This window comes from Coleofasciculus sp. H7-2, assembly GCF_042747725.1.
GTDB lineage: Bacteria > Cyanobacteriota > Cyanobacteriia > Cyanobacteriales > FACHB-T130 > FACHB-T130.
The window spans coordinates 151,436-167,854 of record NZ_JBHZGO010000040.1 but is presented as its reverse complement, the minus strand read 5'-3'; the positions used below and the strand labels follow the sequence as shown (position 1 = coordinate 167,854).

Annotated in this window: 17 protein-coding genes and 1 pseudogene; 14 read left to right on the top strand and 4 right to left on the bottom strand. The window is 48.8% G+C overall.

Annotated features, from left to right (window positions below):
• Nucleotides 1-51 precede the first annotated feature (51 nt).
• The 3 genes and pseudogenes from ACFW2W_RS10610 to ACFW2W_RS10600 all read left to right on the top strand — a co-directional run.
• Complete coding sequence (locus ACFW2W_RS10610; RefSeq protein ID WP_378177077.1) at nt 52-321, top strand: YciI family protein; 270 nt, start codon at nt 52-54, stop codon at nt 319-321.
• A 217-nt stretch (nt 322-538) separates the two neighbouring features.
• Nucleotides 539-982, top strand: a complete 444-nt coding sequence (locus ACFW2W_RS10605; RefSeq protein ID WP_378177074.1) for a hypothetical protein — start codon at nt 539-541, stop codon at nt 980-982.
• Between the two features lie 19 nt (nt 983-1,001).
• Nucleotides 1,002-1,997 (top strand): annotated as a pseudogene (locus tag ACFW2W_RS10600) (putative bifunctional diguanylate cyclase/phosphodiesterase); the annotation flags it as partial.
• Between the two features lie 153 nt (nt 1,998-2,150).
• Here the strand turns inward: ACFW2W_RS10600 and ACFW2W_RS10595 are convergent.
• Nucleotides 2,151-3,194 carry an adenosine deaminase gene (locus ACFW2W_RS10595; RefSeq protein ID WP_378177071.1) on the bottom strand — a complete coding sequence of 348 codons (1,044 nt, stop codon included), beginning with the start codon at nt 3,192-3,194 and terminating at the stop codon, nt 2,151-2,153.
• A 154-nt stretch (nt 3,195-3,348) separates the two neighbouring features.
• Here ACFW2W_RS10595 and ACFW2W_RS10590 point away from each other — a divergent pair, with 154 nt between their 5' ends.
• The 6 genes from ACFW2W_RS10590 (at nt 3,349) to ACFW2W_RS10565 (ending at nt 9,009) form a co-directional block, all read left to right on the top strand.
• Nucleotides 3,349-4,689, top strand: coding sequence for an adenylosuccinate synthase (locus tag ACFW2W_RS10590; protein WP_378177068.1), 1,341 nt, complete (start codon nt 3,349-3,351; stop codon nt 4,687-4,689).
• A 133-nt stretch (nt 4,690-4,822) separates the two neighbouring features.
• A complete protein-coding gene (locus ACFW2W_RS10585; RefSeq protein WP_378177065.1) occupies nt 4,823-5,437 on the top strand; it encodes a 50S ribosomal protein L25/general stress protein Ctc in 615 nt (204 codons plus the stop codon).
• A gap of 126 nt (nt 5,438-5,563) precedes the next feature.
• Nucleotides 5,564-7,165, top strand: a complete 1,602-nt coding sequence (locus tag ACFW2W_RS10580) for an AAA family ATPase (RefSeq protein ID WP_378177062.1) — start codon at nt 5,564-5,566, stop codon at nt 7,163-7,165.
• Nucleotides 7,166-7,236: 71 nt separating this feature from the next.
• Nucleotides 7,237-7,647 (top strand): hypothetical protein, encoded by a 411-nt coding sequence (locus ACFW2W_RS10575; RefSeq protein WP_378177059.1) that lies wholly within the window; start codon nt 7,237-7,239, stop codon nt 7,645-7,647.
• A gap of 284 nt (nt 7,648-7,931) precedes the next feature.
• Nucleotides 7,932-8,723, top strand: coding sequence for a YdcF family protein (locus ACFW2W_RS10570; protein ID WP_378177056.1), 792 nt, complete (start codon nt 7,932-7,934; stop codon nt 8,721-8,723).
• Between the two features lie 61 nt (nt 8,724-8,784).
• Entirely contained in the window at nt 8,785-9,009 is a 225-nt protein-coding gene (locus tag ACFW2W_RS10565; protein WP_378177053.1) for a hypothetical protein, read from the top strand.
• Between the two features lie 50 nt (nt 9,010-9,059).
• On the opposite strand, the gene ACFW2W_RS10560 is transcribed toward ACFW2W_RS10565, so the two are convergent.
• Entirely contained in the window at nt 9,060-9,284 is a 225-nt protein-coding gene (locus tag ACFW2W_RS10560) for a ferredoxin-thioredoxin reductase variable chain (RefSeq protein WP_378177050.1), read from the bottom strand.
• A gap of 181 nt (nt 9,285-9,465) precedes the next feature.
• Nucleotides 9,466-11,613, bottom strand: a complete 2,148-nt coding sequence (locus ACFW2W_RS10555) for a PP2C family protein-serine/threonine phosphatase (protein ID WP_378177047.1) — start codon at nt 11,611-11,613, stop codon at nt 9,466-9,468.
• A gap of 75 nt (nt 11,614-11,688) precedes the next feature.
• Between ACFW2W_RS10555 and ACFW2W_RS10550 the strand changes: the two genes are divergently transcribed.
• Both ACFW2W_RS10550 and ACFW2W_RS10545 read left to right on the top strand, forming a co-directional pair.
• On the top strand, nt 11,689-12,312 hold the full coding sequence (locus ACFW2W_RS10550) for an NfeD family protein (protein WP_378177044.1): 624 nt from the start codon (nt 11,689-11,691) through the stop codon (nt 12,310-12,312).
• Nucleotides 12,313-12,357: 45 nt separating this feature from the next.
• Nucleotides 12,358-13,341: an SPFH domain-containing protein gene (locus ACFW2W_RS10545; protein WP_378177041.1), complete on the top strand. Its 984-nt coding sequence runs from the start codon at nt 12,358-12,360 to the stop codon at nt 13,339-13,341.
• Here ACFW2W_RS10545 and ACFW2W_RS10540 read toward each other — a convergent pair.
• On the bottom strand, nt 13,338-13,745 hold the full coding sequence (locus ACFW2W_RS10540; protein WP_378177038.1) for a Fur family transcriptional regulator: 408 nt from the start codon (nt 13,743-13,745) through the stop codon (nt 13,338-13,340). The two genes, ACFW2W_RS10545 and ACFW2W_RS10540, sit on opposite strands and share 4 nt — an antisense overlap.
• 160 nt (nt 13,746-13,905) lie before the next feature.
• Between ACFW2W_RS10540 and purS the strand changes: the two genes are divergently transcribed.
• The 3 genes from purS (at nt 13,906) to ACFW2W_RS10525 (ending at nt 16,302) form a co-directional block, all read left to right on the top strand.
• Nucleotides 13,906-14,193 (top strand): phosphoribosylformylglycinamidine synthase subunit PurS, encoded by a 288-nt coding sequence (gene purS / locus ACFW2W_RS10535; protein ID WP_378177035.1) that lies wholly within the window; start codon nt 13,906-13,908, stop codon nt 14,191-14,193.
• A 108-nt stretch (nt 14,194-14,301) separates the two neighbouring features.
• The gene (purQ, locus tag ACFW2W_RS10530) at nt 14,302-14,976 is read left to right on the top strand and encodes a phosphoribosylformylglycinamidine synthase subunit PurQ (RefSeq protein WP_378177210.1); all 675 of its coding nucleotides are present in this window, start codon (nt 14,302-14,304) and stop codon (nt 14,974-14,976) included.
• Nucleotides 14,977-15,189: 213 nt separating this feature from the next.
• Nucleotides 15,190-16,302, top strand: coding sequence for an iron-containing redox enzyme family protein (locus ACFW2W_RS10525; protein WP_378177033.1), 1,113 nt, complete (start codon nt 15,190-15,192; stop codon nt 16,300-16,302).
• Nucleotides 16,303-16,419: the final 117 nt, after the last annotated feature.

Here is a 16,419-nt window from a genome sequence, read left to right as displayed (position 1 = left end):
GTTGAGTGTTGAATTTAACACTCAACACTCAACACTTTACTGCGATTAGCCATGCCTAAATACATAATGTGGGGAAGCTATTGCGAGGATGTTTTAGACAAGCGATCGCCCTACCGGCAAGCGCATCTAGACGGTCTTGCTGCTCAAAAAGAAGCTGGTGTTCTGATTACCATTGGCCCGACGAAGGATATCTCTAAAGTCTTCGGCATCTACGAAGCGGAAGATGAAGCCGCCGTGCGCCAGTTGATTGAAGCCGACCCTTACTGGCAAAACGGCATCTGGACTGAATATGAACTCAAAGAGTGGATTCAAGCCATCTAATCCCACTAATCAAGCGCATCTCAATCGGGCAGATTTACCCTCCTCAATTCCCCTAAAAAACAGGGGAATTAGGATTTCTCCCTCTCCATACTCAGGTGGAGCCAGTCGCACAACCGCCGCTAGTTGCCATTGCCGATAGAATCTTGAGCATAAAATAAAGAAATCACCGTTAAATTGCCCCTGGCGGAGAGGGTTATGGTAGAAACCATTGACTGATATGGAACGCTTTCTCTACGATATCGAGCGTCACCTGCGGGCAATGCCCAAACCCTGTCGGTTGATTACAGATTCTCTCACCCCGCTTGCTGTCCAGTATGCTCCGGATGAGTTCATCACCTTCATCGAACGCAAGAACCGTCTGCTGCGGCAACTTGATGTAGCATTATTTGACACGATTCTTCCCAAAACGCTCAATGAGAGCATTCTTTACAGCCTGCTCAATAGTTACGATGTAGTTCTGGATGTGTACGTTCCGAACTGGGGTGAGATGGATATGACGGGTCAAGGTTTTCGGGTACTTCAAGCCCGTAAATCTAGAGGCACTCACGCTGACACCCGCCCCTATCCCTACACGATTCGCTCGCGGCAAGGGAGGCGAGCGTCCAAGAAGGCTTCTACGGAGAAATTTAAATTTATCAGGACTTACGCACTGAAAGCTTGAACCCCCGACGCAAGCGGGTTATGACCAGCCAGAGGATCTGCTGCGCGATGCCGATATCGCCATGTATCGAGCTAAGGCATTGGGGAAGGCTCGTTATGAGGTCTTCGATAAAAATATGCACGCTCGTGCAGTGGCTCTCCTGCAGTTAGAAACCGATTTGCAACGAGCGATCGAACGAGGGGAGTTTTTACTTCACTATCAACCGATTGTATGCCTAAAAACCAACCAGATTGTTAGTTTTGAAGCGCTATTACGTTGGCAACATCCAGAACGCGGTTTTGTTTCTCCGGGAGAGTTTATTGCGGTTGCAGAAGAAACCGCAATGATTACTCGGATTGGCTGGTGGGTACTGCGCGAAGCTTGTGCCCAATTGCGCGAATGGCAGACGCAATTTCCGAGTTCCATCCCTTTGAGTATCGTGCTGTGAATCTTTCGGGCAAACAGTTTTCTCAACCAGATTTAGTGGAACGTATCGCTGAAATTTTTGCGGAAACTGGCGTGGATGCTAGCAGTTTAAAACTAGAGATTACCGAAAGCGCCATTATGGAAAATGTGGAATCTGCGTCGGCGATGCTTTGGCGACTGAGAAAGCTGGGCGTTCAGTTGTATATGGATGACTTTGGGACGGGTTATTCATCCTTAAGTTATTTGCGTCGTTTTCCAATCGATAAGCTAAAAATTGACCGCTCCTTCGTCAGCCAGATGACAGTGGATAATGAGAGTCTGGAGATTGTCCGGACAATCGTGATGCTGGCTCACAATTTCGGAATGAATGCGATAGCGTTGCGCCGACCTGTCGGTTCGCAGAGGGTGTGGAAACCGTAGAGCAACTCGCTCAACTGCGATAGCGCGTTGCGCCGACCTGTCGGTTCGCTCATCTTGCGAATACGCGCAAGGATATTTCTTCTCTAAGCCTGTTGATGCTGAGACTGCGCGATCGCGCGTTGCGCCGACCTGTCGGTTCGCTCATCGCCAGCTAAAACACTCATTTATGCATCCAATTCGCAAGTCTTGAATTTACTCATTTTTGACAACTCAACTTTAGCTATTTGAAGATAAGTGTTTAAAGATTTAGCGAGAAAAATCAGCATCGGGAAGAAGGCTAGATTAGGTTCTTGTGCTGTATTTGGTTCAAGTGAAAAACGCTATCGATTTCTCTACTAATTTTCTAACTACTAACTGTTAAAACATTCGTAGATTCTGGTTGCAGCAATCCTGTCAAAAGCGACGCCGGACGCTGGCTGTAAGGCCAAGCAAAGGCATGGCGGAAAGCTGCCTCCTGACAAGCTTGCAACTGTTCAAAATCAATAATGTCCAGCGTCAGCAGATTTTCATACTCAAAGGGCAGACGCACATTGTGCAACCCAGCATTATCGGTGCAGATGGCAATATCTACACCCGCTTCAAAACAGCGGTCAAACACCAGTTTGAGTTGACACATATCTTCCAGCGTTCCTGTTTTTAGGTACGTGGTGGGACATACTTCTAAACACTGATTTCGTTGAGCCAATTGTGTTAATAATTCTGGATATAGCAGGGGAATCTGGATGCCATGACCGATTCGCATCAGATACGGCAGCAGTTCCGGATAACAGCCAGAAGGGGTTTCGTAGAGATGACCCGTGGTTTTGATGCCGAGCGATCGCGCATCCTTGTACAATTGAACAAACTCATCTAAACGCTGGGAAATTTGGGCATCTCCCCCCGCCATGTCCACGGCGCAGACATATTCCTTCTTCTGTGCTGCCAAATCAACAATCGCCCGGTTCACCTCATAAGGTAGCCGCGAGTGCATACACAGGATTTGGCTGGTTACAATCGGATACTCAGGCACCCGACTGGCTTTGCCGACAATGTCTACAATCGTCGCCATTTGGTCAATTCTTTCTGATTGGCTTAAATGCTCGGACGTTCGCAAATATGGTGTATATCGCAACTCCAAATAAGCCAAATTCTCAAAGATATAAGCACCCCGAATCAGCCGATAGATGAAGTAGGGCAAAGTTTCTGCCGTTTGCGTACTTTCCACCAGCGTATGTAGTTCTAAATACTCATCCAGCGTGTTGCGGGGTCGCGTGTAAAATTCTTCAAATTCTGGATAGTTCGGAAATCGTTGAGCCAGCTCAGAATCGCTGCGATGGAAATACCGCCAAAGAATGCGAGGCACAACAGAACCGCCTAGATGGCGATGTAATTCAGCATATAAAGACACAGGAACCTCTTTTGGGTAGTTGTTAGTTATTTGGTAAGGGCACGGCGTGCCCTTACCCCTACCGAAGCTGCGAATTGTTAATCAAAGTTGACAGCGGTAGCACCATCTGTTAATAATTGTAATTTGTGAAAACTCTAGCTCTTTTAATAAACCCTTGGCTAACGTAGTTGTGATCGGTGCCCAGTGGGGCGATGAAGGCAAAGGAAAAATAACTGATTTACTTAGCAAATCAGCGGATGTCGTAGTACGTTACCAAGGGGGTGTCAACGCTGGGCACACCGTCGTGGTGCAAGGGCAGACCTTTAAACTGCACCTGATTCCCTCTGGAATTTTATATCCGGACACCGAGTGCATTATTGGTTGTGGGACGGTCATCGATCCGCAGATTCTGATTGAAGAACTGGATCAATTAGAAGCTCTGAAGATATCCACCCACAATCTGCTGATCTCTCAGAATGCCCACGTCACAATGCCCTACCACAGGTTAATTGACCAGGCATCCGAGGAGCGACGCGGTAGCTATAAAATCGGTACCACCGGACGCGGCATTGGCCCCACTTATGCAGATAAGTCGGAGCGAACCGGCATTCGGATCTTAGACTTGATGGATACCGATGGGTTGCGCGAACAGGTGCGATGGACGATCGATTATAAAAACGTCATTTTAGAAAAGCTTTACAACTTACCGCCTTTGGATGCAGAAAGCGTAATCGAGCAGTACCTGGAGTACGCCGAGCGTTTGCGTCCCCATATAGTGGACAGTTCCCTAAAGATTTACGACGCCATTGGGCGACGGCGCAATGTTTTGTTTGAGGGTGCCCAAGGAACGCTCTTAGACTTGGATCACGGAACCTATCCTTACGTCACCTCCTCAAACCCAGTCGCCGGGGGAGCTTGCGTGGGTGCTGGGGTGGGACCAACGATGATCGACCGCGTGATTGGGGTGGCTAAAGCGTACACGACGCGGGTAGGAGAAGGGCCATTTCCCACCGAACAGAATGGCAGCGTCGGAGAAATGTTGTGCGATCGCGGGGCGGAATTTGGCACCACGACGGGGCGCAAGCGCCGCTGTGGCTGGTTTGATGCGGTGATCGGTCGTTATGCCGTGCGGATTAACGGTCTTGACTGTCTGGCGATCACCAAACTAGATGTTCTCGACGAACTAGAGGAAATTAAAGTCTGCGTTGCCTACGAAATTGATGGCGATCGCACCGAAGACTTCCCCACCAACTCTCGGCAATTTTCCCGCTGTCAGCCGATTTACAAGACTCTGTCCGGATGGAAACAATCCACTGCTGACTGCCGCACCCTGGAAGACTTACCCCAGCAGGCGTTGGATTATCTCAAGTTTCTCGCAGAGTTGATGGATGTCCCAATTGCGATCGTCTCCCTCGGTGCCAGCCGCGATCAAACGATTATAGTAGAAGATCCGATCCACGGCCCCAAGCGGGCGCTATTGCACGCCAACGGCACGCCGATAACATCACATCGGTAATAGAAAGTTTTGGGTGTTGAGTGTTGAATTAAGTATTCTTTACTCAAAATTCAAAACGCGCTACGCGCCACTACGAAGAGCAAAACTCTCTATCTACAACCGCAACACTATTAGCAACTCACAAACAACAAAGATGGAACATACAGTTGAATGTCAAAAGCGACCTGAAGGCAGCAAGCCGAATGCCCTTCGCCGCAGTGGATTAGTCCCAGCCGTTTTATACGGGCACCAAGGAACTGAATCAATTGAGCTGACTTTGGAAGCCAAAAAAGCTGAAACTTTACTCAAAGGTGCTTCCGTTAATAACACCTTGATTCAGCTCAACATTCCTGACATTTCTTGGAGTGGTAAAACACTGCTCAAAGAAGTGCAGACGCATCCTTGGAAAAAAACCTCCCTGTATCACCTCAGCTTTTTTGCTGTCGCGGCTCATGGCGACCTGGATGTGCAAGTGCCCCTACATTATGTGGGAGAGGCATACGGTGTTAAGCAAGACGGCGGCGTATTAGACCCCGTACTCACGGAACTTCAGGTGCGATGTGCGCCTGAAAGCATCCCAGATTCCATTGAGATTGATGTCTCTAATTTGCGTATAGGGGATAAGCTGCATATCAGCGAACTCGTTCTACCGCCGGGAGTGACAGCGCTTGGTGAGCCAGATCAAGTGACTGTAAGTGTCCTCCAACCTCGCGTCGAGGCTGAAGATACAGAAACTGAATCGGCAGATGTTGTATCCGAACCTGCATGAGGCGATAGCGAAGCGCTGACTTTTCAGTTCGCACGAAGCGCCAGTTTGTTTCTCATTGCCTTTAAGACCAGGGGTTAAGCCCCTGGCTTTTTTTTAACCGCAAAGACGCTATAAAACGCAAAGAATATGACAGAAGCTTCTTTTCCTCCTTTAATTCAGCAGATGTTGCAGCCGAGTTTTTATCCTCATTCGGTGACGCAACCAATTGAGCTGATTCAGACACACGTTTCTTATGTGTTGTTGACGGGTGATTTTGTTTATAAAGTTAAAAAGCCGATGAATTTTGGCTTCTTAAACTATTCAACGTTAGAGCTAAGGCAGCATTTTTGTAATGAAGAAATCCGGCTGAATCAGCGCGGTGCATCGGAAATTTATTTAGAAATTTTGCCCATTACTCAGACAGACGACCAATTTCATCTAAGTGGTACGGGTGAGCCAGTAGAATATGTGCTGAAAATGCGCCAGTTTCCCCAAGATGGCTTATTCAGCAACCTGTTTGAGCAAGACTTGCTGACGGAAAAACTCATGGAGGATTTGGGACGGGTTGTTGCCAAATTTCATGAAAAAGCGCAGACGGATGACTATATTCGTAAATTTGGTGAAGTGGCTCAAGTTCGAGATGCCATTGATGAAAATTATCGGCAAACTGAAAAATATATCGGTGGACCGCAAACTCAGGAACATTACGAGAAAACTAGGCAGTATACAGACTCTTTCTTTGCTGATAGAGAGGAGTTATTTAAAAGCAGAATTCAAAATAATTGGATTCGGGAATGCCACGGGGATTTGCATCTGAGAAATATTTGCCTCTGGCAAGACAAGATTCTGCTATTTGATTGCATTGAATTTAACGAGCCATTTCGCTTTGTCGATGTTATGTTTGACATTGCCTATGCAGTGATGGATATGGATGCGCGATCGCGTCCAGACCTCGGCAATGCCTATTTGAATACTTATGTCGAGCAGATGGGAGATTGGGAGGGGTTGCAGGTGCTGCCTTTGTACTTGAGCCGTCAAGCTTATGTACGGGCGAAGGTGACTTCTTTCTTGTTGGACGATCCTGCTGTTCCCGCAGCGGATAAGGAAAAAGCCGCCGCCACTGCTGCCCAATATTACCAACTGGCGTGGGAATACACGCGATCGCCGTCTCCGGCGGATGCTGCTCTAGGCTCCTCGCCGTCTCCGGCGGATGCTGCTGTTAGCGGTTCCTCGCGCCAAGGAAAGCTGTTTTTGATGTCTGGTCTATCGGGTTCTGGAAAGAGTACGGTAGCGCGACTCCAGGCGCGACGCTTGGGGGCAATTCACATCCGTTCGGATGCGCTGCGGAAACATTTAGGAGGCATTCCCTTGGAACAACAGGGGGGGGCAGACCTTTATTCCGATGAGATGACCCAGAAGACTTACAGCCGGTTGTTGGAATTGGGGATAATGCTGACAAGCCAGGGTTGGTCGGTGATTTTAGATGCGAAGTACGATCGGCAGAAGTTGAGAGAAGATGCGATCGCTCAAGCCACTGCTCACCAAATCCCTTTGCAAATCCTCCACTGCACCGCACCGATGGAAGTTTGCAAGGATCGCCTCTCCTCCCGTACTGGCGATGTCTCTGATGCCACCGTTGACCTATTGGCTAAGCAACAAGCCGCTGCTGAACCTTTTACCCAGTCGGAACAACCCTACGTGAAAACTTTAGACACTACTCAAGATTGGGAGTCACAATTAAATAGCTAATCGAAGACTGGCTAATTGAAGGATTGTTCAACCACTCTTCGATTAGCGACTCTTCGATTAGCCAGACACTTATGACTGACAAAAACACTGGGTTCAGATCGCTTGGACTCTCAAATGGGTTCTCCGCTGGGTTGAAGTACTGGTTGTTTTTTCTGATTTGCTTTGTAATGCTGGGGTATCGGGTACCCTTGAGCATCTTTCTTGGGGCCGTTGGGGGTTTTGCGGGGGCATGGGTGGTTGCCTGGTCAAAAGCCAAAGATGAACCACGACAGCTACGTTCTGAGGAGACTAAAGAAGTTTCCAGTGGGCTGAATAGGAATAGTTCGGCAAACAGAAAACGCTATGGTAAACCCAAAAAATCATATCGTGGCTTGAGTGGTCGCCGCGACCGGGGCAACAAAGAAAATAACCAACAAGATAATACAGAATACAACACAGAAGATAACCGGGAAGACAACACAGAAGATAACCGGGAAGAATAATCCTGCTAGGGATGGAAAGCCGAGGCGCAAAGGGGGAGACAGGGAGTTATACCACTTTAGATTTTGGATTTTAGATTTTGGATGGCACAAGTCTTGTCAGTAGACACTTCCAGCAATTTATTTGTGGCAACCTTAAGCTGAAATGGTCAGGACTTACGCAAAGTTTATACCTATAGCGTTTTGTAGGGGCAGTTCCCCTGTGGTTGCCCCTAGATGTGGTGACGTTGCGTAAGTCCTGATGGTATAGCAATTAGCTTTTTCCCAATTACCCATTACCTTTTTCTATGTTTTTGTTTCTCTCAAAACTGCTACCGCTATTCATCTATCCCTTGGGTCTTGCCTGCGTGCTGATGATTGTGGCACTGGTATTGCTGTGGAAACGTCCTCGTTGGGCAGCGGTGCCGATTGTTCTGGCATTGATTGCCTTGTTGGCGGGTAGTAATGGCTGGGTGGAGAACTCGTTATTGCGATCGCTAGAATGGCAAAATCTCCCACCGGCAGAACTCCCAACTGCCGAGGCAATTGTCATCTTGGGTGGTGCCACGAAATCGGCTTCGCCGCCGCGACCGAGTGTGGATTTGAGCGAAGAGGGCGATCGCGTCTTCTATGGTGCCCAGTTATACCGCGAAGGCAAAGCTCCCCTCGTGATTGCCAGCGGCGGACGCATCGACTGGCGGGGCAGTGGGGCACCGGAATCTGCGGATATGGCTGTAATTTTGGAAACATTAGGCGTCCCTAAATCTGCCATTCTTCAAGATCCTAGCTCTTTCAACACTTATGAAAATGCGGTGAATGTGGGGCAAATCTTAGAAAAGCAGGGAATTCGCCGAGTGTTATTAGTGACTTCGGCAATGCATATGCCGCGATCGCTCTTGATTTTCAAGCGTCAGGGGATTCAAGCGATCGCAGCACCCACCGACTTTTTGGTGACAGAAGCAGACTTCCTCGAACTCAACAGCAGCCTGCAAGCTCGGATACTGAATGTTTTACCAGATGCCGAGCGGTTACACAAGTCAACCAGAGCTTTAAAAGAATACATTGGAACAGGGATCTATCGCCTTAAAGGCTGGCTTTAAAAAGTTTAGACAGTAGTTTGAAGCGATTATTCTTCCAACCTTCAACCTTCAACCTTCAAAAATGCCCAAAGAATTCCCACACTTTATTCCAGCGCCTCCACGCGCAGCGGAAATCTTTGCCACCTACCAAATGACTCATGCCTTTTACCGGGAAGCCGAGTACCGAAAGGAACTTGAGCGTTACTGCCAGTGGTATCAAATGACAGCGGAAGCTAATCGGCAAGAGTTGCAGAGAATGCGGGGTGACATCAATATATTTGGCTGGTTTAATCGCGGTAGGCGATGATAGTCAATGGCGAGATAGCTAATAGCGAATATGAGCCATTGACAACTTGCCTAATTTAAAGCTTCTAGCTCATCCTCGCGGAAGTGACCTTTAAATTTTTTGTCAAACTGGACAAAAACTGGAAGGTTGGCGCTGACGGGTCTGCCTTGCCATTCGTGAACGATTGCTACTACTTCTCCTTCCCGATCCTTGACATCAAAAGGCTTACCCTTATTTTCAGGATGGTGGTAAACAATCACAGATTTGATAACGCGGACGCGATCGCCTACTTTCATTTCTTGATCTCCGGTTGGGTATCTGAGTCAAACTGGTACAGCCTTCTTTTGAGGAATGACTGCTTCCACCAAGCGTGAGCTGGGAGCGTTGCCTATCAAGACGCTTGGCTCTTACCAGTACCCAAGCATTGTGCTATTTTGAACAACCTTAATATTCTTGCACAGGACGGTAACTTCCTCTTTATCGACTTGGAGGGGGTACTGACGGAACTGGCGACGCCGAATTTACTGGAGGTGGCGGCACTGCTGTGGATGGAGACGGAGAGTTCTGCGGCGATGGCGGCACACTGAAAGCGGGAGATGGAGAATTTTCGGGGACTGACACTGGCAAGGGTGTGGGATTGAACAAGCGATCGCGTATTTGCTGTAACCCTTGAGGATTGTATTTCCACCAAGCATATAACCCAGCAGCACTACCCCCCATCAGCAGCAGCAATCCCAGTGCTACGACCAACCCTTTCCCTCGGCGCAGTCGGTTTGGCTTTGCCGGAACGATCTCGACCGGCACCGCTTCAATATACTTCACGGTTTCAGCGAGTTCGGTTTGCAGGCTAGCTTTCGGTATCAAGCTGAGATTCCCGATCTCGCCAAAATTGAGTAGCACCGGATACTCTGGGGAAACGCGGCAGTAAGTAATCACGACTGAAGTATTATCGTAACCGTTCTTCTGATTCGCTAAGTCAATCCAGGACTGGACTGCCGCCTCTAGGGGAATTTTAGCCTGAAGCACCGGCTCTACATAATCCGCCCAGGATTGCTCAACCCAGTTATTGTCGCTCAGACCATCAGAACACAGCAGCAGCAGTCCGTCTTCTTCCACAATGAAGCGTTGCACATTCGGACGAAGAAACTCGGCATCCCTCGTGCCTAGCGCTTGGGTGAGTGCCCCCGCATCGGGTCGCTGCAATGCCTCGCGGTAGAGACTGCGCCCCATTCGCACTTCCCTTGCCGCAACGTCATCGTCTACTGTCAGCAGCTGGCAGGAATGGGGGGTAATCCAGTAGGCGCGGCTATCCCCAACATGGGCGATATAGAGTTCGTGGGCATTCCCCAAATCAGAATTAGCCGTCGTCACCTTCTGGGGCAGCTGGAGAGCCATTACTAGCGTCGTTCCCATCCGTCGCCTGGACTCTCGTCCTTGTTCGTCATTTCGGGCACAAATTAGGTTATTTACCACCCGAATACTTGCCGCTAGTTGCTCTTTCACCAGTTCCGGCGGCACGATTTCCGTTTGCTCTGCCACTTCAGCCAAAAGCGCCCGCACTTGCAGTTTCAGGGATTGTACTGCTAGCTGGCTGGCAACTTCTCCACCTTCATGACCGCCAATCCCATCGCAAACGATGCTCAAGTGGGGAATCAACGGGTCAGTTGTTTGGGTGAAGTCTGCTGCTAGCAAATCCCGCGCGGTGGGATAGCAGGTGTCTTCGTTGTGATCGTGTTGGGGACCTGTATCTGTGGCACCGGCAACCCGCAAGCGCAAGGGGAGTTCCGCTGCCTGCTCTAGTAATAGCTGATTCAGCCGTTCGGCGATCGCGCTTTCGGTCACATCTTCGGCTTGCATCTGTTCGCAAATTTCTAAAAGCGGCGTCACTACTGATGTCTGTATTAATCGACACCAACTGGCTAGAACAACGCCCAGATCCCGGAGACTTGGCCCAAACCCCACAACCATTTGTTCCCCGGTCGGTTCCGCTAAGGCGTGAGCGGCAAAAGGCTCAAGGCTCAAGGTGAGAGGCAGAAATTTTTTCTCTCGCCGACTTCTTCCGGCTTGCCTGCGGTCGGAAACCCCATTCCCGTTGTTTGTATGGGCAACTCCGATATCTGGGTCGGTGACGGGATCGGCGTAAAGTTCCAACAACCGTAACCGCCACCCTTCCACTCGGAGATTGTCAGCAACTAAAAGGCTAGAAGCTACCCCAAATTCCGCAAGCGGCGTCCAAAGTTCCAGAATTTGCCACAGCCAGTAAATCTGGCGGACTGCCGATGCTTGCGGCAATACGTCCAAAATGGAAGGCAATAGCTTGCCTGTGGCATCCAGTGGGACATTTTCTAGCAACAGAATCTCCGTCGGGGATGGAGAATTTCCCAGCAACGCATATCCATATACTTCGGGGAGATGAAAGCGCTCTTGATACAAGCGCAGGTAAGGGTAAAGATTGTCTGGCAACTGTTCGGGAATCTGAGGCGGCAGTATCGGTTGAGTATCCAACCAAATTTGAGGTGCAACAACCTGATATCTGTCTTGCACGAATTCTCCGACAGGGAGCATTGCGGCAACTGAGCCAGTTGCCCAAAGATAGCGATCGCTCTTCAACTGGGAACTGTTCATAAACTGAAATTTTTATAAAAAAGCTTCCAAGAGATTCTTAAGGAAAAATTCCACTGGGTTCTGGGAAATTTATAGATGAAATGTTGTAGTCAACAAAAAGGCAAGATGCCTTCCCAATCCGGCGCTGGCTTTCATTGGAATAGTTCATCTTACCTTGATAACTATCCTTACTGGGATATCAAGAAGGGATTGAGTTTTATGACGATTTGGTTTCTAGCAGGGTTGTTTGATTCTCCTTTACTCATCCAGCTGGCGATCCAGTCTTTCGGATTCAGCCCGACTTTGTTGTGGTTACTGGTAGGGACGATCCTTTGCTTGGTAGAGCTAGTTGTGCCAACAGCTTTTACCTCTTTCATGATGGGAATCAGCGCCTTCGTGGTGGCACTGTTGGTGATGCTGCTCCCATTACCGGCGGCTTTACAGGTGGTGCTTTGGTTAGTGTTTTCCATTGCTTTGATTTACTTCAGCCATCGCTTGATGCCGAGGCGAAAGGTGTCTTCGATTGAAGATGCCACCGAGGGTCAGACTTTAACAGAGATTTTGCCAGGAGAGATGGGGCGGGTACTCTACGAAGGAAATTCTTGGAGGGCACGGTGTGAAGATGAGAAACTAGCGATCGCTCCCAATCAAAGAGTGTACGTCGTCAGACGGGAAGGCACAACTCTGATCGTGCTGCCAGAACACCTATTGAAATCCTAATCCTAGGGTTTATCAATCTGCAATATTGTAAAAACGAGGTTCACAATGGAAGGATTTTTTGGGTTACTAATTGCTTTAGTTTTGGGCGGATCTGCCCTCTCAGGCGTCAAGGTGGTTACTCAAGGAAACGAAGCTTTAGTCGAAACTTTAGGTAAATATAGCGGCAAGAAACTAAAACCCGGTCTGAATTTCGTGATCCCAGTTTACGAAAGAGTCGCTTTCCAAGCAACCGTCCGGGAAAGAGTTCTAGATATTGCTCCCCAACAATGTATCACCCGCGACAACGTTTCGATTACCGCTGATGCGGTCGTGTACTGGCGCATTCTGGATTTGGAGAAAGCCTACTACAAAGTGGAAAATCTCCAGTCAGCAATGGTAAATTTGGTGCTGACGCAGATTCGAGCCGAAATGGGCAAGCTGGAACTAGATGAAACCTTTACTGCCCGGACTCAAATTAACGAACTTTTGCTCAGAGAACTGGACGAATCTACCGATCCTTGGGGAGTAAAGGTCACGCGGGTAGAACTGCGAGATATCGTTCCTTCCAGGGCTGTGCAAGAATCGATGGAATTGCAGATGTCGGCGGAACGTCGCAAGCGGGCGGCAATTCTCACCTCCGAGGGCGAACGCGAATCAGCCGTTAACTCTGCTAAAGGGAAGGCTGAGGCGCAAGTTTTGGAGGCGGAAGCCCGTCAAAAATCCGCGATTCTGGAGGCAGAAGGGCAACAAAAGACGATTGTTCTGAAAGCGCAGGCGGAACGGCAGCAGCAAGTTCTCAAGGCTCAGGCTACCGCTGAAGCGCTGCAAGTGATTTCTAAAACTCTCAAAAGTGACCCCAATGCCCAGGAAGCTCTCCAGTACCTACTCGCTCAGAATTATCTAGAAATGGGGATGACGATTGGTAAGAGCAGTAGCAGCAAGGTCATGTTTATGGACCCGCGCAGCATCCCAGCAACGTTGGAAGGCATCCGCTCGATTGTCGGAGACACGAACCAAGCTCAATTTTTAGATTTAGACGAGGACAGTTAATCCAGGGCATCGCTAGCAACTTGAGCGACACAGCAGCGATCGCACAGTCCAAAAAACTCTAGAGTATGGTAGAAAATTTTAAACGAGTGCGATTGTTGCAGCTGGCTCTCCAACTCATGGACTGGACATTGATTGATGGGAATCGAGTCTCCGCACTGCAAACAAGTCAGGTGGTGCTTGTCTTGTTGCACACAACTGTAGAGCGATTCGCCACTTGCCAACGTCCGTACCTGGACGACGCCGTCTAGTTTTAAGGCTTCTAGGGAACGGTAGACGGTTGCTAATCCCATGCTTTGGCTACGATTGCGAAGTTCTACATAAATATCCTGAGCTGAGACAGCTCGGTTCATCGTCTTGAGCAGATTCAAAATACGCTCCTGACTGCGGGTGCGTTGGGCTTTCATGGTCTTCAGTTTTGCTAGATATCCTTAATCTTTTCAGGTTGTCGCTGATATCTTTATCTATTTCCACCTTAAATTGCCAGAACTTCACGCAGCTCACACGCTTCCACCTTAGAATAAAACAAATATCACCTATCTAAGGGAAGAATTTATAGGAATGCCGATGAATCGGAAATATCAAGCTAAAATCTACGTGACTCTGCGCCCTTCGGTTTTAGATCCAGCAGGCACGGCGGTACATTCTGGGTTGGAGCATCTGGGATATGACAATGTTGAGCAGGTGCGAATAGGAAAGTATATTGAGCTGACTGTGATGGCAGAGAGTGAGGATGAGGCGCGACATCAATTGGCTCGGATGTGCGATCAGTTGTTGACGAATCCGGTAACGGAAAATTATCGGTTTGATTTAACGGAGATGTCAGGTCAGATAGAGACGGAAATATTCTTTTAGGATAAGAGGGGCTAGGTAGTTGGTGGTCAGTCGTTATTGGTCATTTGTGAAGGACTAATGACTACTGACTACTTCTGGTTAGCCAGTCTTCCATTAGCTATTAGCAATATGAAATTTGGGGTGGTTGTGTTTCCGGGTTCTAATTGCGATCGCGATGTCGCTTATGTCACTCGCGATTTGCTACATCAGCCGACGCGGATGGTTTGGCATGAAGACACGGATATTTCCGATCTAGATGTGGTAGTGATTCCGGGTGGCTTCAGCTATGGCGATTATCTGCGCTGTGGCGCTATAGCTCGTTTCTCTCCGGTGATGCAAGCAACGATTAAACACGCCCAGCAAGGAAAGTTTGTCTTGGGTATCTGCAACGGGTTTCAGGTGCTAACTGAGGCGGGACTTCTGCCAGGGGCGCTCACCCGAAATCAAGATTTGCATTTTATTTGCGATCGCGTTCCCGTCAAAGTCGAACGCACCCATCTCCCTTGGACGCAAGCCTATTCTACTGGACAAGTCATTACCCTCCCGATTGCCCACGGCGAGGGGCGATACTACGCCGATGCCGCTACTTTGGCAAAGCTGGAAGATAACCATCAAATTCTCTTCCGTTATCACGGCGAGAATCATAACGGTTCTTTAAATAATATTGCGGGTATTTGCAATAAAAAAGGAAATGTGCTGGGGATGATGCCTCATCCAGAACGGGCCTCAGATCCGATTTTGGGCGGTACCGATGGCATTGGGTTATTCCAAGGATTACTGTCTGCGGTGGCAGCGATCGCGTAGTGCTGTAGCAAAAAATGCTTTGTTGAACCACCAAGGCACCAAGATAGAAAACTTTGTGCCTTCTTTGTGTCTTCGTGTCTTTGTGGTTAATCTTCAAACACCTATGTATTTAGGTAGAAATACGTTTGGCTGTCGCAAGTTCCACCTACAGACCGACAATTGTTCCAACCAGACAGCACTAGCATCAAAAAAAGATGGAATTCATGGGCAATTATGGTCGCCATTACTGATTTTCAGCCGACGAGTTCGGCAACGATCCAACGCACAGCCACAAACTACAACGGATCTGAGCAGCAATTTGTAAAACTGCTCGAAATGGAAGATTTAGACAACAAGCTGGCTGCACAGCCTGAACTAGCAAGCGACGTTGAAAATGCGATCGCGATCGCCATTGAGGCGGCTTATAACGTAGAAAGTGGCGATGAGCCAGTTGAAGCTTCCCACCTCTTTTTGCAGCGTGTGCTGTATCGCATCAATCGGCTCAAGCTGTTTTGGTATGACGATCTGCGGCATTACACCAACGAGCGCTCAATTTGGTTGCAAAAAGTTCGCAACCAAATTGAGTCAGCTTGGCAGCAGTGGGAACTGGCACACTTTGACGTAGAAGCACTACAACAACTTTCACCAGCCGATGTCAAGCAAGCCCTGAGCGAGCGTGGCGCAGCCGACTTAGAGCCTCCCCTATCGGAAGATAGTCGGTACTTGCGGGAGCAGACGACAGAGGCAGGTTATCGCCGAATCTTGGCAATTGGTTCCTTCGATGGCTTAGTCGAAGGCAGCCGCCTTTCGCGGATTCTGGGGGGTACCGCCAACGCAGTGCAATGTACTCTCGTCAGAGTGCTGCTAGAAGAGTACGGTAACGGTCGCCTCTCCCGCAAGCACTCTACCTTTTTTGCCCAGATGCTTGACGAGTTTGGCATGAATACAGAGCCAGAGGGCTACTTCGATTTAGTACCCTGGGAAGTGCTAGCCTGCGCCAATCATAACTTTCTCGTCACCGAGCGCAAAATTTATTTCTTGCGTTACTGCGGTGGATTGACTTATTTTGAAGTGGCAGGTCCTGCGGCGTACAAAACCTATCTAGCAGCAGCGCAACGGTTGAAACTTTCTGATGCAGCAATGGGTTACTGGGAGCTGCACATTCGGGAAGACGAACGTCACGGTCAATGGATGTTAGATGATGTGGCGTTGCCATTGGTTGACAAGTACCCGAATGATGCTTGGGAAATTGTCTTGGGATATGACCAAGAGAAGCTAATGGGCGATCGCGCTGGTGCAGCGATCGCGCGTTCGGCAAGAGAAGCCGATCGAGAGGTCAATCGATAAAATAAAATTTGCCTGTCCTCTTCCTTTCTCGTTCTCCAGGCTGAACCTGGGAACGAGAATAAATTTGATAGTTTGGGTTAAAAATTAAGCAATAAGAATGGGGCAATGAGAACTGTT

What these genes read in the sequence shown, in the direction of transcription:
- ACFW2W_RS10610 (WP_378177077.1), top strand. Translation starts at nt 52, where the DNA reads ATGCCTAAATACATAATGTGGGGAAGCTATTGCGAGGATGTTTTAGAC.
- ACFW2W_RS10605 (WP_378177074.1), top strand. Translation starts at nt 539, where the DNA reads ATGGAACGCTTTCTCTACGATATCGAGCGTCACCTGCGGGCAATGCCC.
- ACFW2W_RS10585 (WP_378177065.1), top strand. Translation starts at nt 4,823, where the DNA reads ATGGAACATACAGTTGAATGTCAAAAGCGACCTGAAGGCAGCAAGCCG.
- ACFW2W_RS10580 (WP_378177062.1), top strand. Translation starts at nt 5,564, where the DNA reads ATGACAGAAGCTTCTTTTCCTCCTTTAATTCAGCAGATGTTGCAGCCG.
- ACFW2W_RS10575 (WP_378177059.1), top strand. Translation starts at nt 7,237, where the DNA reads ATGACTGACAAAAACACTGGGTTCAGATCGCTTGGACTCTCAAATGGG.
- ACFW2W_RS10570 (WP_378177056.1), top strand. Translation starts at nt 7,932, where the DNA reads ATGTTTTTGTTTCTCTCAAAACTGCTACCGCTATTCATCTATCCCTTG.
- ACFW2W_RS10565 (WP_378177053.1), top strand. Translation starts at nt 8,785, where the DNA reads ATGCCCAAAGAATTCCCACACTTTATTCCAGCGCCTCCACGCGCAGCG.
- ACFW2W_RS10560 (WP_378177050.1), bottom strand. Translation starts at nt 9,284, where the DNA reads ATGAAAGTAGGCGATCGCGTCCGCGTTATCAAATCTGTGATTGTTTAC.
- ACFW2W_RS10555 (WP_378177047.1), bottom strand. Translation starts at nt 11,613, where the DNA reads ATGAACAGTTCCCAGTTGAAGAGCGATCGCTATCTTTGGGCAACTGGC.
- ACFW2W_RS10550 (WP_378177044.1), top strand. Translation starts at nt 11,689, where the DNA reads ATGAAATGTTGTAGTCAACAAAAAGGCAAGATGCCTTCCCAATCCGGC.
- ACFW2W_RS10545 (WP_378177041.1), top strand. Translation starts at nt 12,358, where the DNA reads ATGGAAGGATTTTTTGGGTTACTAATTGCTTTAGTTTTGGGCGGATCT.
- ACFW2W_RS10540 (WP_378177038.1), bottom strand. Translation starts at nt 13,745, where the DNA reads ATGAAAGCCCAACGCACCCGCAGTCAGGAGCGTATTTTGAATCTGCTC.
- purS (WP_378177035.1), top strand. Translation starts at nt 13,906, where the DNA reads ATGAATCGGAAATATCAAGCTAAAATCTACGTGACTCTGCGCCCTTCG.
- purQ (WP_378177210.1), top strand. Translation starts at nt 14,302, where the DNA reads ATGAAATTTGGGGTGGTTGTGTTTCCGGGTTCTAATTGCGATCGCGAT.
- ACFW2W_RS10525 (WP_378177033.1), top strand. Translation starts at nt 15,190, where the DNA reads ATGGTCGCCATTACTGATTTTCAGCCGACGAGTTCGGCAACGATCCAA.